Raw genomic sequence first — 19,804 nt, 5'->3', positions numbered from 1 at the left:
ATGGGTATGGGTATGGGTATTATTACACAACAATCCAAACTCAAACTGTATGGAGCCTTAACAAGTTCGAATTTTATCACGAACTATCGCCGTCTATACCAGCCAGCGACGGTGATACCCCGATATCTTCTTCCAGTGCGCCAGTCCTTCCTTGCGCATCACCAGCACAGCCTCATTTCTTGGGAGCCCCTTTTTCCATAACCCCTCGCTCTTGCGAGGCGGGATACAGGCTATCGCCCCTTTACGCGAGATTAGCTGATGGCTGGCTTTGCTGTCATGGGCGCCATCCCCATAAGCACGCCCCAGTTTGCGCCGCAGTGGATTGAGCAGAGTCGGCAACAGCTCGAAATCATGGATGGCTTCCGATAGGCCACTTTCACCGTGTGGGCCCGCTTGCTGACACAACTGCAATCGGGTGCACAAAGCGGTACATTCATCAACTCGAACAGGGAGTCGAGTAGCCTCTGAGTGGCCCGCAACAAAGTGAGGTTGAAAATTCCCTTGAGCATTAGGAAGGTAGAGATGGTCTGGTCAGTGTAAATCTGGCTGCGGCCCCGCCGCCCATGATGCAGACTTGAAGAGGATGGGGGTGATCAGATCACCGAGCACTAAGTAAGTTCCCTTCAAACTGCATCAATTTGGGCAACAGCGCCGGCAACGGTACCATGGAGCGCTTTTTTTGAATTTAATAACTAAACACAATTCTCTGATGAAGTGGATAGCCACTACCTCCCAGAGATTATCGCTCCCAATTACAGATTGGATTTGCAGCTTAGCAAATTGAAACGATTTTTATAAAATCGTACATAAAGTCTAATTTGATGAAAACACAACTAATATCCATTTCACTCAAGTCAAGACCGGCCTTTTCTTACGTAATAGCTCTCGCCATACATCCTCCACCCCCACCCTCATTTTTTTCTCCTCCAAGACTGGTATGTCAGATGTCAACTTAATTTCCTTTCGCCACACCCTCCCCGTCTGATATCGCCTTGAATCAAACGTAAGCCCTTTTTGTTGAAGATAATCAATGTCACTATATATTAATTTACTTGTGGTCCCAAAAAGATCCGCCAGCGTTGAAATTGGTATGAATTTTGATTCTCGCTCTAAGTAATTGGCAATCTGCCAACATCTAGGCAAAGGACACTTTCCTTCCATATCACCCCAAAAAACGTATAAAAAATTTACGCTCCGTTATTTAATGGTGAGCGCAACATATGGTTTCACCACGCACAACACAATGCCAGCACATCAATTGTGCAAGGCACTGTAATAAATGTATCGAACACCTGAGCTAGAGCTATAAATGTTCAATTACAAATCAAAGACCCATCAAAGCACACTCTTTCATTATCGCGCTCATTACACATGCCGCATTGTTATGAATAAATTAATTTGCGGGTGTCTTGATCGCTTTACGTGGCATTCAGAATGAAATAGTCATATCATATTTTATATCTAGCCAGATGATTTTGATGCGCTTCAGAAAAACTATGCATTAAAGATACATACTAACAAATGCGTGTATTACGCAGCAATACTGAAAGTAAAATAACATCGCCATATATTGCTCTCACTTCACATTCTGGCTAGCTGCATAGGTATGGTGTGATTCACTTCGAACCTATCATTGACAATGCAACACCAACAGCGTGTCTGGTAATGCAATTTCGGGAGAGCTGTAATCCTTTACGCTGTAACTCTATAAGATAAAAATCTTAGAACAAGCAACCAGCGTGATAAGACCATAGACTGCGCACCCAAGGTGGTTAAAAACACGACCATACTTGCTTAATGGAACACCATCTGCTCATCAAACAGCATTTATTCATCCCAACGCCACACAAATGGACCTCTTGAGAGGCTGCCTCCTTTGGCTAAAATATGCACCCATCGCTGAGTGCGCCGCTCAGTTATTCTGGGCAAAATTAGATGCTAAAAAATTCCTGACAACCTTAATGCAGAATGGTTTTCATGGGGCGAATAAGGTAATTCAGTTCGCTTGTAAGGCCGGAAAGCTATTGCGATTCCATAATCAGTTATTTTATTGCAGCAGTTCATTTCGCCCAAAAAATCATTATAGCGTCACAATTTCATAGCTCTTAGCTATTTCACAATACAATCTATACCGCTACACAATACCTTACTATCATGAACAACACCAGCATGAACGAAACCAAACCATCCCGCAACCGCATCAAGTAGTACAGTGTGCCACTCTGAGAACAATAAGAGCATTCCAAATCACGCATCAGTTTCCACCATATTGTTACATCCTGAATCCTGAGTATCTCCGGAAACTGGTTATGCTAGACCACCTCACATGCAATCTAGTATACCGAACCAACGCTAAATCAAATCATCAATTATTGGTCCCGTAGAGGCGCCAATACCGCTGTTACCGGTCATGGAGCCTCCAACACACAACCTCAACCATGGTTAAGAAGAAATCCATTGAAATAAACTTCGGAGCCATAGAATGAAATAATTTGGATTCCAAATTTAATTTTAAGGAGGTATTGATCATGAAATCACAGCTGCTCCTATAGCCCCCACCTACTGCAATGATAATTTATTAACTACCTTAATCGACTCAGATGGAAGTTAAGCTGAACCCAATCTGAACGAAATTAATTTTGTATCGATTGCAGTCTTGCCTGACGAATCCGAATGGTCGCCCATCCCCAAAACGGCATCTGAGTGCCAACGTGGCGAATGTAAGTTTCCAGTGATGAGAGAGGCGACTACCATGAAGGTTACGACTATCGACAGTGTTCATTACTGGACCAATAAGTTGCAAGGGCTGGTCATACCGTCAAGCTGATGTCACCGCAGTTCGTCACACATTACGTCAAAACCAACAAGAACGATGCGGCCGATGCCGAAGCCATTTGCGAGGCCGTGAGCCGTCCGAACATGCACTTCGTGCCGATTAAAACAGCGAACAAACTGGCCGACCAGACAATGCATCGGGCCCGCCAGGGATCCGTCAAAGTGAGGACCCCGCAGGCAAACCAACTCCGGGGCTGCTAGCGGAGCACGGTAATATCATCCCCAAGGGTATTCGCCACATCAATCAGCACCTGCCAGATATTCTGGGGGCGGGGGATAATGGCTTTCCAAGACGGTTTCATCAGTTACTCGACCGCTTGAGCGCTCACTTCAAGGAACTCGATAGGCAGGTGAGGGAATTGGACGTTCAGCTCCAAAGTTGGTATCAGGACGGCGTTGTTTCCCAAATCGATTCAGTTTGAAGGGAACTAACTGAGGACTTGGTGATCTGATCACCTGCATCCACTTCAAGTCTGCATCATGGGCATGTCGCTTCACCCCATCACCAACTGGCCTACATACAACAAGTCTTTGATTAATCGTGGTTCACTCACCTTCTGGGTTGATACCGAGGCCATGAACAACTGGTTCCACCACGATCATCATGGGCGGCGGGGCCGCCGCCAGCTTTACACTAACCAGACCATCGCAACCTTCCTGATGCTCAAGGGGATTTTCAGCTTCACTCTGCGAGCAACACAGGGACTACTCGACTCCCTGTTCGAGTTGATGAACGTACCGCTGTGTGCGCCGGACTATAGCTGTGTCAGCAAGCGAGCACGCACGGTGAAAGTGGCCTATCGACAACCCGCCAAGGGGCGTATCACCGACTTGGTCATCGACTCGACTGGCCTGAAGGTATTTGGCGAAGGTGAGTGGAAGGTCAGAAAACACGGCGCTGAGAAGCGGCGAGTCTGGCGCAAGCTGCATCTGGCAGTAGACCCGGTGACCCACGATATCGTGGCTGCGGAAGTGTCGTTGGAAAATGTCCATGATGCCGAGGTGTTGCCGACCTTGCTCAACCCACTGCGGCGCAAGCTGGGACGTGTTTATGCGGATGGCGCCTACGACAGCAAAGCCAGCCATCAGCTTATTTCGCGCAAAGGGGCGACAGCCTGTATCCCGCCTCGCAAGAACGCTGGGCTCTGGAAAAAGGGGCACCCAAGAAATGAGGCCGTGCTGGTGATGCGCAAGGAAGGGTTGGCGCACTGGTAGAAGATATCGGGGTATCACCGTCGCTCACTGGCTGAGACTACGATGTATCGGTTCAAGCAGTTGCTGGCGGGAAAAATCAGTCTGCGTAACTACAACGGTCAAGTGGGAGAGGTCATGGCCTACGTGTGTGCGATGAACAAACTGAATACCCTTGGCCTACCTGTAAGAAAGCTCCGAGTGTAGCGGTCAACAGGGGCTGGGGCTGCTTGATTTGGGGAATAAAGCCCTGATTTGGGCAACAACGTACATCAAAAACCAGCTAATTTTAATTTTGTTCAGCTTGCATTAAGCTTGAAATCAATCTGTTTGGTTTACTTTTAGGATAATGCTTGCCGCCAAGAAGATAGAGAAGGTTGCAGAGCAGGTATGATATATGGCTAAAAATAATTATTGTCATTTCAATACAAATCAATTTCTTAGTCGGGGGTTACGGGTTTCCTAGCCAACTGGCCGAATTGATATGTTTAGTCTTTCTAAAGTGAGGTTTTTCTATGCGCATAAGAAATATTATGGTCTCAATGATTTTGGGTGTTGCAGTAGTTCATGCAGCGCAAGCAGAAGGCACCGATAATAATACCACCGATAAAGCCTTTAACGATTGCCAGTATGCTTGGGGTACATCCAGTGCGGCTCAGTCGTGTGATCTTCAATATGCAGATTATGAAGCAGGTAGTCACGCATATTGTTTTATAACAGCTAATTGCACTACAGCATCAGGGTATGGCCAAGAATACAATAGCGGGCGATGGCTTTTGCAGGACGTACCAAAGTTGATAAACAACAATGGAAATCTTGAACTTCGTTAGTATATAAAGCTATAAGGTGAGTGACATTTTTCTCTCCATATACTTAGGATGGCGTTTAGTGCAGCGCAATGCTCACTTAACACCCGATGTCACTCATAAACATTTTAATTTTAAGTCTGGGGTAAACATTTTGGTAAAAAGAATCGCTGTTTTAACTGTACTGCTATCGTCGTGCTTTTCTGGATATTCAATATCTGCTGCTGGCGATGCAACATTAATTAGAGATGCTCGTGGTATAGCAGCATGCCCACAGGGTAAATTCTGTCTCTATACTAATGCGAATTATAATCAGTATGAACTGGGTGATGTTCTCGCGATAAACCCTAATGTTCAGTTAACCAGTTTAGAGTTAAATAACTTTGGCTTTCCTGTAGGCCTTCACGATGGTGTCAGTGCTGTTGTGAATAATTTAGGTGCGGAAGGAACATTGATAAGAGGGAGTGACATCAGTGGTACTTATCGTGCAGTTCCTGCTGGCGCGCAAATATCTAGCTTTGAAGATAGCTGGAATGATGCCACAAACTCTGTTGTTACAAAGCATGTGACTTCTGTAGCACTGCCTATCACCTTACCGAATACAACAATCCATATTAATGAGTCAGGCCAGTATGCAGTTCTGAGCATCCAGAATTTAAGCAATGAAAATGTGACAGTTGATGTCAATGTAACAGGCACACCAGCACTATTTACTATCTTGGACTATGCGCAATCAATGACAATTCCAGCAAATCAAATTGTTCATAATAACATTGCTTTGCAAGGAAATAAGGTCGGTTACGGGCAATTAAATGTAGCAATTAAACCGGCGGTAGGTTATGTTAATCAGTACGCTAATAGCAAAACTGCAACTATAGTTGTAGATGAAATTGTCGTCCCAGACTTCAATATAACGCAATCTTTCAAACAAAAGTGGCAAAGCTGGTGGCCAGAAGAGGGTTGGTTGTACACTTACGCTTTGCAGTTGCAATCTAGAGTGGATACTATCAAATATTGGAAGTTTTCATTCGACTTGCCCCAGGGAGCACATGTTACCCAAGCTTGGTTAGACTCTCAGTCAAGTTGGCTAAAATTAAATAAAGAGGAGAGTGTCAATGGAAAGGTTGTATTGGAAAACATTGCTGGAAATGTGATCTCCCCAAATAACAGCATACCATTAGATATAGAGATATTTTATTTAGATGAATCCCTAGAGCACGAGCAGCTTGCTAACTTAACGATTGAAAAAGTGCAATAGTAAAATATATTTATACTAGTCTAATCGCAGTTGAAAGTTCTTCCATTTCTTTCATGTTAGTGTGATCTACTTGCTCTGTAGACGTAGGCGATTCCCCAGCCTGATTAATCCCGCAGGCTGGTCTTTTTCATTTTTATGCAGCGTTGTTGCCTAAATCAGCCAGCAAGTCATGACTTCCCCAACGCCTGGTGACCGCTACACTCGGAGCTGTCTGACAAGTAGGCCGAGGATATTCATAGATGATCGCCCCGGTTTGTCAAGCCTTCTGTCGATGACGGTGAGTCAGGTTGAGATTGCAGCCATAGATCCGGATTTCACAGAGGCAACAGCCTATATACCTGATGGAATTCGCTGACTGGCTCCTCTATCAGTTAAACGCACTTATTAGTATCCTGTGTCTGTCGGGTTTTGCCAGTCACGGTCTGACCTGTCTCGCCATTACGTCATGATGTAGCGGTAGGAATAGCGGTCACCCGCAATACCGTGCGCTACTAAGCACATCCGGCTCCTCCCTCGAATCCTAACGTCAAATCGTTCATCGGGATAGAGATGCATTACGCGCGGTGACGGGATCCACAATGCCAGGTATCCCTTGAACCGCTCCCATTGCATTCGCTGGCGCTGACTCCGGCGCCGTAATGCCCTTAGCCACGCCTTCCTCACTTTACGAATAAACATCGGCGTTGTTGACCAAATCGATGCAGCTTTAATGGAACTAACTGAGGGCTCGGTGATCTGAGCACCACCATCCCCTTCAAGTCTGCATCATGGGCACGTCGCTTCACCCCATCACCAACTGGCCTACATACAACAAGTCTTTGATTAACCGTGGTTCCCTCACCTTCTTGGTTGATACCTAGGCCATGAACAACTGGTTCCACCACGACCATCATGGGCGGCGGGACCGCAGTCAGCTTTACACCGACCAGACCATCTGTACCTTCCTTATGCTCAAGGAGATTTTCAGCCTCACTCTGCGAGCAACCCAGGGACTACTCAACTCCCTGTTCGAGTTGATAAATGTACCGTTGTGCACACCGGATTATAGCTGTGTCAGCAAGCGAGCACGTTCGGTGACGGTGGCTTATCGACAGCCCCCAAAGGGACGTATTACCGACTTAGCTATCGACTCCACTGGCCTCAAGGTATTTGGTGAAGACGAGTGGAAGGTAAGAAAACATGGTGCTGAGAAGTGGCTAGTCTGGCACAAGTTACATCTGGCGGTAGACCCGGCCACTCACGATATCGTGGCGGCGGAAGTCTCGCTGGAAAATGTCCATGATGCCCAGGTGGTGCCTACCTTGCTCAACCCTCTGCGGCGCAAATTGGGGCGTGTTTATGCGGATAGCGCCTATGTCAGCAATGCCAGCCATCAGCTTATCTCGCGCAAAGGGGCGACAGCCTGTATCCCGCCTCGTAAGAGCGCGGGGTTATGGAAAAAGGGGCATCCAAGAAATCACCGTCGCTCACTGGCAGAGACAGCGATGTATCGGTTCAAGCAGTTGCTGGCGGGGAAAATCAGTCTGCGTCACTACAATGGCCAAGTGGGAAAGGTCATGACCTACGTGTGTGCGATGAACAAACTAAATGCCCTTGGCATACCTGTAAGAAAGCCCCGAGTGTAGCGGTCACTCGGGGCTGGGGAAGTTATAACATGCCGGCTTATTTGGACAGCAACGCCATTGCACTACACTCGCAGCCTGTTGTATGGAGATGGTATTCACCTTCCGCTCGCCCTCCCCAAATACCTTGAGGTCACTATGAATCACACATGCAGCTTCTCTTCATCGGCCTGCTACAGCCAATCAAAAGCTATATTGGATAGGATTCCCCTCAAATAATGAACGTTTGAGCGAGCACGTCCGAACCTGAGTGGAATATTGTCAACAGAACAGTCGAACAGATTTTTTTAGATTTCCTTTAGTATAATTCAATATAAAATCCTCATCGTATCCAGCAACGTAACTTGTTCAATGTCAGTTCATTTTGGTTCAGGTTTTGTTCAGTTTCTGCTCCTTACTAAGTGCTACTATTGTGCACATTACAAATGTACACTGAACCAATTCACGGATAATTAATTATACATAAATCCATTGTTCACTTTTTACAAAAGAAATTCGAACGGTAGAAATAGGCACCTCATGTCGAGATATTATTTTTTATGAACCATTTTTTCGATCTCGATAGCATGAGAAAAGATGGCAGTGATTTTAGTGGTGAGGATGACATGTGGAGCGAGCATGCACATAACTCTACAATTTAGAACACTCCTAGGAATGGAGCAAAGGTATCAATTCCATTCCGATAGAAACACCACCTCTCAACCAAGAAAATTAGTATCAATGAAATTAAAGTCGCTTATAAAGCATTAATAAAAACCAACTCAGGAAAGAACGCGACACTTATTACAAAACGATTTTATGATTCCCATGACACTACAGTTTTGGATAGTCATAATAACATCTTTCTGGAATAAATCTATCATAAGTTAGAGTCTGGCTGGTTTTTATTGAGCTAAAAATCATGAGAAAATACCATATTAATGATCTATGGCGTGGGTGAAAACGACCAGAAATGAAGAATGCAGCGGAACAACACTTTACATCCATATCATCACAAGAAATTATATATGAAACTTAACCAAGCCAGCATCAATAATAAAATAAAAATTTTTGCTACAGTTTTTCCTATGGTTGCGCTAATAAATCTATGTGGGGTAGCTCTTTTTTATTATGATTTCATCGGTAGCCAACGGCACTTAGTTGAGAATGCCTCAAATAAGGCGATGAACTTGCTGAACAAAGTACTTGATTTTGCAGATCAAGCTAATGTAACCGTGTTGGAAGGGGCGGACGGAACATGCAACTCCTCGCTATCGCTTCTGCGAGAACACGTAGCAATGGTTCCATTCGTTCAAAGTATTAACATTGTTAATAATAACAATGTATATTGCTCGTCTCTATTAGATTTAATATTAGCAAGCGATACCCCAAGCCTTAATCAGAACGGTAGATTATTAATAATACCAGGGGATCGTATAAAGAAAAATTATCCTCTAATGGTTTTACGACAAGCCAAGTGGAATTTATCAGCTCTTAGTGCAGTTGATGGTCTCTATATCAAAATGATTTTAGGTGTGTCTCGCGATTACTCTCGCATGACACTCATTGTCGGGAACAATACTCTAAATGATCAAGGGGTCTTCAATAGCGTTAATAATGACACTCCTTTTGTCTCGTCAATGGAAACGTCACACAGTTATCCATTTAAAATAAAAGCAGAGATATCGAACAAAATAGCCTTATCAAAATTCAAAAAGGATTATGTAACCCTCGTTATTGGAGTGTTCATACTATCACTTTTTATAGGTGCACAACTAATTCGGGCTCGAAGCATGCCGATATCATTCTTAGATGAGTTAAAAAGAGGTTTGAATAACCATGAATTTACACCTTTTTTTCAACCACTGATTTGTGCACAAACAAAGAAAATGATCGGTATTGAAGTATTAATGCGTTGGAATCATCCAGAAGATGGTTTGATTCGTCCAGACCTTTTTATCCCTCAAGCGGAATCTAGTGGCATTATCATAGAGATGACAAGCATGATAATTAATGATGTGATTCAATATCTACATGTCAATAGACATCTTTTTAAACCTGGGTTTCACATCTGTTTCAACATAACATCTGCACATTTTGACAGTGATGATATATTGCATGACTGTCAGAGCTTTCAATCAGTCTGTGGGATGAATGGCTGGAAATTAGTATTAGAGCTCACTGAACGCAGTGTCCTTAGTGATACACCAGAGGTGATGAATCGAATTCTAACATTGTCATCAATGGGGGTTGATCTGTCTATAGATGATTTTGGTACTGGCTATTCAAACCTCACGACATTGCAAAAATTTAAATTTAATTCTATTAAAATAGACCAATCATTTGTATCTAAAATTGGTAATGAAGAAAACTCACAGCATATCCTAGATAGTGTGATCATGATGGCGAAGAGAATGGGACTAACGTTAGTTGCCGAAGGAATTGAAATTGAGGAACAAGAAAAATATTTATGCAATCATGGTGTAGACATCCTACAGGGTTATCTCTATGGAAAACCAATGAGCCCAACAAATTTTTTGGATTACTTTTTATCATATAGAAATCTTTATTAATGAAATTAAGAGCCTGTAAAAAATCTCTATGTGTGAGAAAATTACTTATTCGTGGACGGTTACACATTTTGATTTACTGGCTCTCGTCACTCACGACTTGGCAATGTCAGTCCGGCGGAGTTTAACAAGAGGTATTGAAAGCGGCTCCGGCTGTTTGATACGGGACGGTCTGATCTCGTCAGGAGACCTCATAAAACCGCGGCCAGCTTTGCTTGACCACTACATACCAACCCCATTTTGCGGTTGGAGGAGCCTGAATAAGGCAACATTGCTGTGAGTTCAGTCTAGCACATCAGACACTTACCTACCTCTCCCCAACGGCCCCCCGTAAAAATATTAGAAATCCCCACGAGTCACTGGGAAGGTAGATTAAAAAACACTCAACTATGTTCTTCCTCTTTCCTGCTCATCAGGTATAATCCGCCATCTTTTTTTGCATCAGTGACCAGCGACCCCCTATGACCGTCAACCGTTTTGACCCCAGCTCAGCGAGCCTGACGCTTGCAACCACGCAGGCTCTGCCACTGGACAACCAACCTGCCCAACAAGCGACTTCCAACATTATTAGTTCTCACCATCCAAGGATTGGTTTTGTGAGCTTGGGTTGCCCAAAAACGCTTGGTTATTAATGGCCCCCTCTAGGCCTGTCTCTTGATCACAACTGATGCAGCTTGAATGGAACTAATTGAAAACCCAGTGCTCTGATCACCACCATCCCCCTCAAGTCTGCATCATGGGTAAAGCGCTTCACCCCATCACCAATTGGCCCCAATACAACAAATCTCTGATCAACCGTGGCTCTCTCACTTTCTGGGTTGATGCCGAGGCCATGGATAACTAATTTCACCAAGACCATCACGGAAAACGGGGACGCAGCCAGCTCTACACCGACCAGAGCATCTGTACCTTTCTCATGCTCAAAGGGATTTTCAGCCTCACGCTGCGAGCCACTCAGGGGCTACTCGACTCCCTGTTCGAGCTGATGAATGTGCCGCTGTGTGCCCCGGACTACATAGATGGTCGCCCCGGTTTGCCAAGCCCTCAATCGATGAAAGTGAGTCAGGTGGAGATTGCAGCCATAGATCCGGATTTTGATCGAGGTTATTGCCTCTATCCCTGATGGAATTCGCTGATGGGGACCTCTATCAGCTGTTCGCTCTTACAAAGCCCTGTAGTCCACGGGTTTTCCCCATCACGGTCTGACCTGTCTCGCCATCACGTCATGATTGCCTGTGCAATCGGTTGTTCTTATCGGTATCAGTTACTATTAGAGTCGCTACGCTGTTGGTGTCTCGGGACACTTGTTGTTCAGGCTGCCACGCCATAATTAGCTTCATATTCTCTTTCCTGAGCGAGCAATGCCCAGACTATGCGGGCATTCTTGTTGGCGAGCGCCACGGCGGCAACGTTATGATTGCGCCGCCCCATCACCCCGGCTAACCAACTGTTTGCGTGCTGCGCCTTGCGCTCCGCTACCCGGAGTACAGCCCGAGCGCCATGGATCAGCAGGGTGCGCAGATAGCTGTCGCCGCGTTTGCTGATCCCCAGCAATGTTTGCTTGCCACCGCTGGAATGTTGGCGTGGTACCAGTCCCAACCACGCCGCCAACTGTCTGCCATTCTTAAAATTTTTTGCGTCTCCGACGGAGGCGATCAAGGCACTCGCGGTGATCGGGCCGATGCCCGGGATCTGCGCCAGCTTCTTGCTGGCGACGTGCTCACGGTGCCAGCTCTGGAGTTGGACCTCCAGTTCCTGAACCTGCCGGTCGAGCGCCTTGAGATGCTCCCCCAGACGCTCGAGCAATTGCCGAAACGTCCCTGGCAACCCGTTCTCACACTCCTCTAGGATCTCGGGCAGATGCTTGCCAATGTGGGCAATGCCTTTAGGGATGATGATCCCGTGTTCTGCCAGCAGACCGCGTAGCTGGTTGGCCTGTGCGGTCCTCGCCTTAACAAAGCCTTGTCGGGCGCGGTGCAGCGCCAGGACGGCTAACTGCTTACTACTCTTCATTGGCACAAACCGCATGTTCGGGCGGCTCACCGCTTCGCAGATCGCCTCAGCATCCGCCGCATCGTTCTTGTTGGTCTTCACGTAGGGTTTAACAAACTGCGGGGCCATCAGTTTAACGGTATGTCCTAGCCCTTGCAGTTTTCTGGCCCAATAGTGGGCGCTGCTACAGGCTTCCATGCCAATCAGACAGGGTGGCAGATTGGCAAAAAAGCTGATCATTTGTGCCCGCTTGAGCGGCTTGTTAAACAGGCACTTGCCGTGTTCGTTCACACCGTGTATCTGGAAAATCGCTTTCGCCAAATCGATCCCGATAGTTTTAACGTTCATGTTGATCGCTCCGCCCACATTGATGAATGTATCGTCCCACACGTTGGCACAGGTGCTGCCAGTTTAGGAGGGGCGACCATCCCATTAGCTATGTCAGCAAGCGCGCACGCACAGTGAAGGTGGCCTATCGGCAGCCCCCTAAGGGGCGCATTACCGACCTGGTTATCGACTCGACGGGTCTGAAAGTGTTTGGTGAAGGCGAGTGGAAAGTCAGAAAACACGGCGCTGAGAAACGTCGAGTCTGGCGTAAGTTGCATCTGGCGGTAGATCCGGTGACTCACGATATCGTGGCGGCAGAAGTGTCGCTGGAGTATGTGCATGACGCAGAGGTGTTGCCGACCTTGCTCAATCCTCTGCGTCGCAAGCTGGGGCGTGTTTACGCGGATGGCGCCTATGACAGCAAAGCCAGCCATCGGTTGGTTGCGCGTAAAGGGGCGATGGCGTGTATCCCGCCTCGCAAGAACGCAGGGCTATGGAAAAAGGGCCATCCGAGAAATGAGGCGGTGCAGGTGATGCGCAAGGAAGGGCTGGCGCACTGGAAGAAGATATCGGGGTATCACCGTCGTTCGCTGGCAGAGACAACTATGTTCCGGTTCAAACAGTTAATGGCAGGCCAAATCACCCTGCGAAAATACAATGGTCAAGTGGGAGAAGTGATGTCGTGTGTGAGCGCGATAAACAAACTGAACACCCTTGGCTTACCTGTCAGAAAGCCCCGAGTGTAGCGGTCACCCGGGGCTGGGGAAGTCATGACTTGCTGGCTGATTTGGGAAACAACGCCCTTTCTAACTATCGGTTATGTAAGCGTCGTCCTAATGCCAAAAAAGGCACATTTTTCCCTATTTGTGACAACCGATTCAGAGCTATTACTCCTCAAGATGCCTGGAGCGATGAGACTCCCTACTTTCTTTACCCGCTCAAGGAGTCCGATGTTCTACTGTTAAGTTTTAACGATTATGGTATACCGGTCTCTCAAGAAAATATTGGAAAAATTGATACGAAACGAGTCAACTTTACCATTGAAAAGTGGTTTCTTGACGAGCGGGTTTTAAACTCTAGAAGAGCTGAGACTTGGCGTACAATCAGAGCTTTATACGCAAAGTATCTTAATGCAATATCTGAAGCACATCAGAATGGTAGTGTTGCTAAAAGGGCTGAGGCTGAGGAAACACTTATTAGAATTAAAGAACTATGCTCTAAAAAATCAGAGTTTTCTAGTGTCGCAAGAGAGGCATTGATGAAAATGCAAAATCGGATGGCATGGACAATAGTTAGTAGGCTTACTTAGCGCGAGCGTGGCAAAGATAGTGATAATTTAACCACCAATAAACCAAGTTGCTAAGATTATATTGCAGAGCAATTTGATGGTCTCACTATTTAGCTAGGAAAGCTACTTTTCTCCATTTTATGGCGAGTCGGGTAGGGGCCAAGGGCGAGTCCCAACTGCATCTCATTTTGGTTTGTTTAACCATAAAATCTTATTGTTACAAGGGGTTACGATGCTACATGCCATTTTGCGTGGCAAAGCTGGCCGCATCGAGCGGGAAGGGGAGTCCCTGCGCTGGCGCGACCTGTTTAAAGACAGTGAAGATCTGCTCACTGCCACTTTCTTTGGCCGTCTACCCCACCTCTCGGACAGTGCTCTGCGTGCCGTGCTGCGCTTTCTACTCGGTGACAATTCGCTAGACCCAGCCACCTTTCAACGGTTGGAGCTGTGGCCAAAGCTGGCATCGCTGCAGGATCGCCGTTATGTCGAGCCCGATGTGCTACTCCACTTTGACGACTCGCTGGTGCTTATCGAGGTGAAACCCCCATTCGGTGGCGACCAGTATAGGGAACAGTGGCTGGCCCAGGTCAATGCAGTGGTCAGCGAAGCCGATCTCGATGACTATGAAGACCGGCTCTATTACGTGGCGCTCGGCAATATCCCTGTAGCCCCACTGACTCGCCAGGAGCTGCCCAAACGTTTTGTCCAGATGACCTTGCGCGAATGGGAGCCACTACGTCGCTACCTGCAAACCGCCCCCGAGTTTGTTGAGCCTTGTCGGCAGGATCGCGCCATTCGCGATGAGTGGCTGCTAGCGTTTGGGCTGTTTGGCATGGCCCCGGTGGTGCCCGAGTGGGAGCCCTTGTTTGCCTATGCGCAGCAAATGAACCTAAGCACCGGGATGCTGCTATCCAAGGAGTTAACACCAGAATCAGAGCATACCGACTGGTCTGCGCTACTCGACTATGCAGGGTCATTGCACCTATCTCACACCGACTAGCCGCCGGGTTCTACCAGCGTATCCTCCCGCTGTTCGATCAGCTCGCCAGCCAGCAGTTGGACATGGGATTATCTCCCCCTGTTTGCGTCGAATCACGCCTACCGAGACTGGGATGGGGATACCGCTCAGCAAGGGGATAAGACGCTGGTCTTCCGCCACTATCTCGATCACGATTTTCGCCGCACCTCTTCTTTGCGTACTGGGGTAAAAGGCCAGCCAGATCCTTTGCAACTTAATGGCCAGGCCATTGTGGAAGTGACTCTGTTCCGTTGTTTGGAAAATAGCGACAAGCATTTCGATGAGCTATGGCGCTTTGTGCCCTGGCCCATCCCTCAACCAGAATGGCAGCAGAGCAAGGAGAGCAGCCAGATCGCGTTTTGCTCTAACCACGTGCCGCTCGCTCTACTGCTTGCTGATCCAGATAAGACCAGCGAGTGGATCAAGCAAATGTTTGCCTCCCAAAAACCAATACACCAAGAATGACATAAGGCGCTACCCCGTCATTTCGACGGGGTAGCGCAGCTAACGCTCCACTGCCTGGCGTCGCTATTGGCGCCCCTTGTGTCACGCCTTCCCTAAAAGGGTCCGAGTAACCATGACAGTAACCCTCGTAAACTTGTCGATACCCCCGTCACCACTGGCCGCAAACTCCGCGCCTAAACCGGCAAGGCAGTAACGACTAGTCACAGTTGCGCAATTGCCCCCAAACTGAAACGCTTCATCATTGCACTGAGTCTGTATCTGTCTTGGGCTGTGTGGCGCGGTAGACTTCCATGATCGGAGCCCAAGCCATACCACTGGGAGTAGGATATTGCTTGTAGGCATTACCGTATGCTTTGTCAAAATCGTCGAACCACTCTTTGTATACTTTGGTGACAGGATTTTCCTTGTCTTGCGAGGTTTGAATTTCCTTAGCAATCCCCCTAGCCAGCAAGATATCAGGCTTCACTTTGGCGTTGGTTAAAAACGCCTCCACATAACCACCGGTGGCCATACTTAAGCCAATGTTATCTCGGCGTACTTCACGCCACTCATCCCTCACCTTGATGCGATAAGGTTGCGCAATCATGCTTTCCAGCTCTGCTGGCAAGGCCAGGCTAATGCGATAGCGCTTTTTATCGTGGAATGAAATCCACTCTACTTCTACCCAATCGGGGCGGGGTGAATATCATGGCGGCCCTTGCCTAGCGGTAATCTTTCTTTTTTAACGAGTTAGCGCTAACTGAGCGTAGAGCCCCATTGGTTGAGGCATCCACCAACTTGCCTTGACGATAAAAGAGCACCTCAGTCACCCATAATTCATCAGCATTGGTGCCCACCATATAGCGCCAGTCCAGTTGTTTGGGGCCTGTGGGGGCGGCTTGGCAGGCTGCGACTAACGGCAACAGCAGCAATAATAGAATCCAGCGCATTAATAATCTCCCTTTTCATTACTCGTCAGCTTGCGGATCTCTTTGTCACCAACCCTATTGGGCTTGTTGACTAACCCGGTATCTGCGCTGTAATGCAAATAACTCAGTCGCAACTTTTGGTACACCTCATCAGGTAAGCTTCGAGCCAAGTTGATCACCTCTCCGCGCCGTTTGGCCACATCAACCCATAGCTCATCGAGTTTGGCCAAGTTCACAGTGGGATACGAAAGTGCGCTGTTCATCATCAAATCCCGTCGAGTAGGGTTCCTACTCTATAAATGGCACTCCGACATCGCGCGCTGCTTCCACCATCATGTGGAAGTGGATCCGTGAATACTCCCCCCGGCGCACAATCACATCGACTTGCACATGGCGGACAGGTTGCTGATACCTGCAATGCCAGCCCCCAGCGAGGCGGCCTTGGCTTCGGTGATACGCAAATTCACCTCTCCCAGATGGCTTTCCCGTACCTGTTCCCACTTCTTTGCGAGGGATAAGAAACGACATGGATTGCATACAGTTCAAACAGGTGAACCTTCACATCATGATGGGCTGAGCAGACAAGACAGGGGAATTACCGGCTCAGGCACACACCATGAACGGCCAACGGCTATGACTCCTTAATCCAGAACAACATGTCATCCTTGTTGATATGGGTTTGGGACGGCAATCTCTGCCCTTTACGAAGCTGCCACTGCTCATCGGTCAGATTGCATCGCCAGTTGCCATCTTGCTCTACCAAGGAACCCGGCACCGCAATCCGGTGTTGCACCACCTGCAGTGCCTGCCACTTTTCAACCACACCATTCGCTCTGGCATAATCGACAAGATCCTTGGGGTAGTAGCGCATATCCCGATAGCTGCTGTCATCAAGGTCATACAGGACCGTAATCAGTGCCGCCTCAAAGGCCCAATAGCCAAAATAGATGGCATGCTTTGCCTTATGCCAGTCATACCAGAAACACTCTTTACACCCCTTGTACCATCCTTTGAGATATTGTTTGATGCTCGCCTGACGCTCAACCTTGGTGGGATTCACACCATCTCCCTTGATGGCATCAAATAGCGGGCGATACACCTCGGGAATATAGGATTCTGGACCTCGGGGGAAACCGGGATAGCCGATACGGGCCAACAGCACGCTCCAGAGCGGGTCATCGTCCCCTTCCGGATTTTTGCTGATATAGCGTACCAACTCGGGCACTATCTCATCCTGATCATAGAGGATATTCAATGAGAACATCCATAGCAGATATTGGTAAGCATCTTGTTCCCAGTAATAGAACAGGTCATCTGGAAATGCTGTTTTATGACGCAAAATCTCTTTATTGGCGACTTGTAACTGAGCAATCACCTCCTCATGAGAATGCCCGCCTGAATACACCAGAATGGTATGTTTGAAATTGTCCCTAAACATTTTTTCACTGGCCATAGAGCGTGTTGGACGTCGATGAGGATCACTCCAGCGTTCGTGCAATGGATCGTTTATTTTCGCCCACCAACTTGGGTCAAAATAAGAGGAGTTTTTGTAGTCCTCAATCTGTTCTAAAAATAAAGGCTCAGATAGTAATGGATCTCGCCGCTGTTCAATAAATGAACTCATATTTTGCACCTACTTAACCGGAATAGTACCAACCGCATTAGCTGATTTGTCTAGTTTGGTTATCTGGATCACTTGCCCTGACTCATCGACGATCATTAGCCAAGCGTCATAACCCTCATTTTCAATGTCTGCCAATACCTTTTTATCAATTAGCTCTGAAGGCAAACGGTCTTCAATCCATTTACCACTCATCTGCTTGCCCGACCCCTTGGTCATCGACAGCAGTTGGGTGCTCTTGGTGCCATCCCCGTCGATATACTCCCCTCCTGCCGTCCGAAACTTGGTTTCGGTCACCACGTAGGGAGGCGGAGGATTGGTATTCTTGTAGATACCATCGATGCCCCGCCCTCTGGGCTTGTCACTTAGGCTACGCACCTGACGATGTTCAGGCAACAGGTTCTCAAACTGGTGATTTGCCATCCAGTTATCGCTGATGATCTCGCCATATAGACCTTTCTTGGTTCGACTCAAGATTTTGACATCTACCTTGGCAACATCATCCGGCAGCGAATGGACTACTGTGCCACCGGGAACCGCTTTAAAACCAGGGGCATGCTTGACCGCCTCTTTTTCCAATCCTTCGGCAATCTCATCAAGGGATTTGAGCACGGGCCCCATGGCATCAGGCAGCATCTGGGCGGCCTGTGATTGCATCTGCAGCACCATACGTTGGGATTGCTCAAGCCACAACCTGACCGATGCAGGGGCCAGTCCTTTTATCTTGCCGATTAAGCTGGTCAGCGTGCTGACGGCATCATTAAGATTACCCAGCAGCACACTGACTGCAATTTGCCCTCTTAATCCCCGGATCTGGCCAGCAAACCCTTTTAACACCGTATCGAGGCGTGAAATTCCCAGCACTTTCTTGACTTTGGGATCACAGAGAAATGTCAGCACGGGAGCCATGGCGGGTCTGAGCGCCTTGGTAGCATCTCCTCCCGCTTTGCGGACAAACAGAAAAATGATTCTCAACACTCTCTTGAGAGCAGATCCCAACGACGGGATCAGGCCTATCAAGGTAAAGCAAAGGAAAACCCATTTCTCTGGCTGCTTGGAATCACGGGAAATATCACGGGCATTGGCTATCAGGTCACGACAATCCAGTATCTGATCGACCACAGGAATAAGACCCAACACCGCATTGGCAGCAATTTGTCCCGCACTTTGATTGGGATTGAAATCCCCCTGAAGGGCTTCCCAAATCCATTGTAGACTGGAGGTGACGTCCTTTTTTACGGCTTCGGCACTTTGCTTTACATATGCGGCCCCACCAGATACGGCCTGATCCAGATGGTCATAGAGCTGCTCAAACAGATCGTTACCAAACATATCAACCCTCGTCACTTAGGCTATCGAGATGGCCAGCAAGGGCCGAGATGGGTTCACGGGTCAGGTCAGCAAACTTATCTTGCTGGTCATAGGTCACAGATGCCGTGCCAGAAGGCACATCCTCAAGCAACGCCATGCCTTCACCATCAAGAGTTCCTTCTCGGACCGAACCATCACTCAGTACGGCTTTGTAGGAGACGCCCGCCAGCGGCATTAGCTCAGCATCAAGGTGATAAAACTTCATCCAACGTTTATTAGGGCTATCCAGCATGCCTTCGATACTTTTGGGAACCTTGCCCGCCCAACCTGAACCAGACCCCGGGCCTCCCCCTGAGTTCATCTTGATAGTAGGGCTAACCAGGGTGACGCCACCGCCATCCACCTTGATAAAGCAGCCTCCCACCTTGACGGTAATTTCAGATCCCGCCTCCAGCACCACCTTGGCACCGGCCTTGACGTGCACCTCCTGCCCGGCCTGGGTGAGCCAACTTTGCCCCAGTTTCTGGTGCATAAATGTGTCCACCGTCAGCGAATAGTCAGCCTTGATGTGGTCGCGTGTCTCACCCTCCACCGTCAGGTGGTCGTTGGCCTT

General features: G+C 47.8%; 10 protein-coding genes and 8 pseudogenes. 11 read left to right on the top strand and 7 right to left on the bottom strand.

Annotated features, from left to right (window positions below; genetic code table 11):
- Positions 1 to 99: 99 nt before the first annotated feature.
- Positions 100 to 569 (bottom strand): annotated as a pseudogene (locus BN1135_RS21275) (transposase); the annotation flags it as partial.
- 2,204 nt (positions 570 to 2,773) lie between these two features.
- Between BN1135_RS21275 and BN1135_RS00075 the strand changes: the two are divergent.
- From BN1135_RS00075 to BN1135_RS21900, 7 genes and pseudogenes are all read left to right on the top strand, one after another.
- Positions 2,774 to 3,242, top strand: a pseudogene (locus BN1135_RS00075) (IS110 family transposase); the annotation flags it as partial.
- Positions 3,243 to 3,315: 73 nt separating this feature from the next.
- Positions 3,316 to 4,233 (top strand): annotated as a pseudogene (locus BN1135_RS00070) (IS5 family transposase).
- A 308-nt stretch (positions 4,234 to 4,541) separates the two neighbouring features.
- Positions 4,542 to 4,856: a hypothetical protein gene (locus tag BN1135_RS21905; RefSeq protein ID WP_139245275.1), complete on the top strand. Its 315-nt coding sequence runs from the start codon at positions 4,542 to 4,544 to the stop codon at positions 4,854 to 4,856.
- A 58-nt stretch (positions 4,857 to 4,914) separates the two neighbouring features.
- Positions 4,915 to 6,090 carry a peptidase inhibitor family I36 protein gene (locus BN1135_RS21270; RefSeq protein ID WP_175479125.1) on the top strand — a complete coding sequence of 392 codons (1,176 nt, stop codon included), beginning with the start codon at positions 4,915 to 4,917 and terminating at the stop codon, positions 6,088 to 6,090.
- A gap of 767 nt (positions 6,091 to 6,857) precedes the next feature.
- Positions 6,858 to 7,715: pseudogene (locus BN1135_RS00060) on the top strand (IS5 family transposase).
- 1,004 nt (positions 7,716 to 8,719) lie between these two features.
- Entirely contained in the window at positions 8,720 to 10,264 is a 1,545-nt protein-coding gene (locus tag BN1135_RS00055) for an EAL domain-containing protein (protein ID WP_052443806.1), read from the top strand.
- A 733-nt stretch (positions 10,265 to 10,997) separates the two neighbouring features.
- Positions 10,998 to 11,276, top strand: a pseudogene (locus BN1135_RS21900) (transposase); the annotation flags it as partial.
- Between the two features lie 296 nt (positions 11,277 to 11,572).
- On the opposite strand, the gene BN1135_RS00045 reads toward BN1135_RS21900, so the two are convergent.
- Positions 11,573 to 12,601 (bottom strand): IS110 family RNA-guided transposase, encoded by a 1,029-nt coding sequence (locus tag BN1135_RS00045; RefSeq protein ID WP_042017920.1) that lies wholly within the window; start codon positions 12,599 to 12,601, stop codon positions 11,573 to 11,575.
- Between the two features lie 86 nt (positions 12,602 to 12,687).
- Here BN1135_RS00045 and BN1135_RS00040 point away from each other — a divergent pair.
- The 4 genes and pseudogenes from BN1135_RS00040 to BN1135_RS22325 all read left to right on the top strand — a co-directional run.
- Positions 12,688 to 13,326, top strand: a pseudogene (locus BN1135_RS00040) (IS5 family transposase); the annotation flags it as partial.
- 29 nt (positions 13,327 to 13,355) lie between these two features.
- Positions 13,356 to 13,889: a hypothetical protein gene (locus BN1135_RS21895; RefSeq protein WP_139245280.1), complete on the top strand. Its 534-nt coding sequence runs from the start codon at positions 13,356 to 13,358 to the stop codon at positions 13,887 to 13,889.
- Positions 13,890 to 14,100: 211 nt separating this feature from the next.
- Positions 14,101 to 14,868 carry a hypothetical protein gene (locus BN1135_RS00035; protein WP_042017919.1) on the top strand — a complete coding sequence of 256 codons (768 nt, stop codon included), beginning with the start codon at positions 14,101 to 14,103 and terminating at the stop codon, positions 14,866 to 14,868.
- Between the two features lie 192 nt (positions 14,869 to 15,060).
- On the top strand, positions 15,061 to 15,351 hold the full coding sequence (locus BN1135_RS22325; RefSeq protein ID WP_223290081.1) for a hypothetical protein: 291 nt from the start codon (positions 15,061 to 15,063) through the stop codon (positions 15,349 to 15,351).
- 238 nt (positions 15,352 to 15,589) lie between these two features.
- On the opposite strand, the pseudogene BN1135_RS00025 reads toward BN1135_RS22325, so the two are convergent.
- The 5 genes and pseudogenes from BN1135_RS00025 to BN1135_RS00005 form a co-directional block, all read right to left on the bottom strand.
- A pseudogene (locus tag BN1135_RS00025) lies at positions 15,590 to 16,280 on the bottom strand (DUF2931 family protein).
- Entirely contained in the window at positions 16,280 to 16,525 is a 246-nt protein-coding gene (locus tag BN1135_RS21260) for a hypothetical protein (protein WP_223290080.1), read from the bottom strand. Before BN1135_RS21260 ends, BN1135_RS00025 begins: the two are co-directional and overlap by 1 nt.
- A 365-nt stretch (positions 16,526 to 16,890) precedes the next feature.
- Complete coding sequence (locus tag BN1135_RS00015) at positions 16,891 to 17,883, bottom strand: PoNi-like cognate immunity protein (protein WP_082186694.1); 993 nt, start codon at positions 17,881 to 17,883, stop codon at positions 16,891 to 16,893.
- A 9-nt stretch (positions 17,884 to 17,892) separates the two neighbouring features.
- A complete protein-coding gene (locus tag BN1135_RS00010) occupies positions 17,893 to 19,212 on the bottom strand; it encodes a hypothetical protein (protein WP_042017916.1) in 1,320 nt (439 codons plus the stop codon).
- A 1-nt stretch (position 19,213) separates the two neighbouring features.
- Positions 19,214 to 19,804 (bottom strand): annotated as a pseudogene (locus BN1135_RS00005) (type VI secretion system tip protein VgrG); the annotation flags it as partial.

Source organism: Aeromonas sobria (assembly GCF_000820145.1).
Classification (GTDB): Bacteria; Pseudomonadota; Gammaproteobacteria; order Enterobacterales; family Aeromonadaceae; genus Aeromonas; species Aeromonas sobria.
This window is presented reverse-complemented; position numbering and strand designations above follow the sequence as displayed.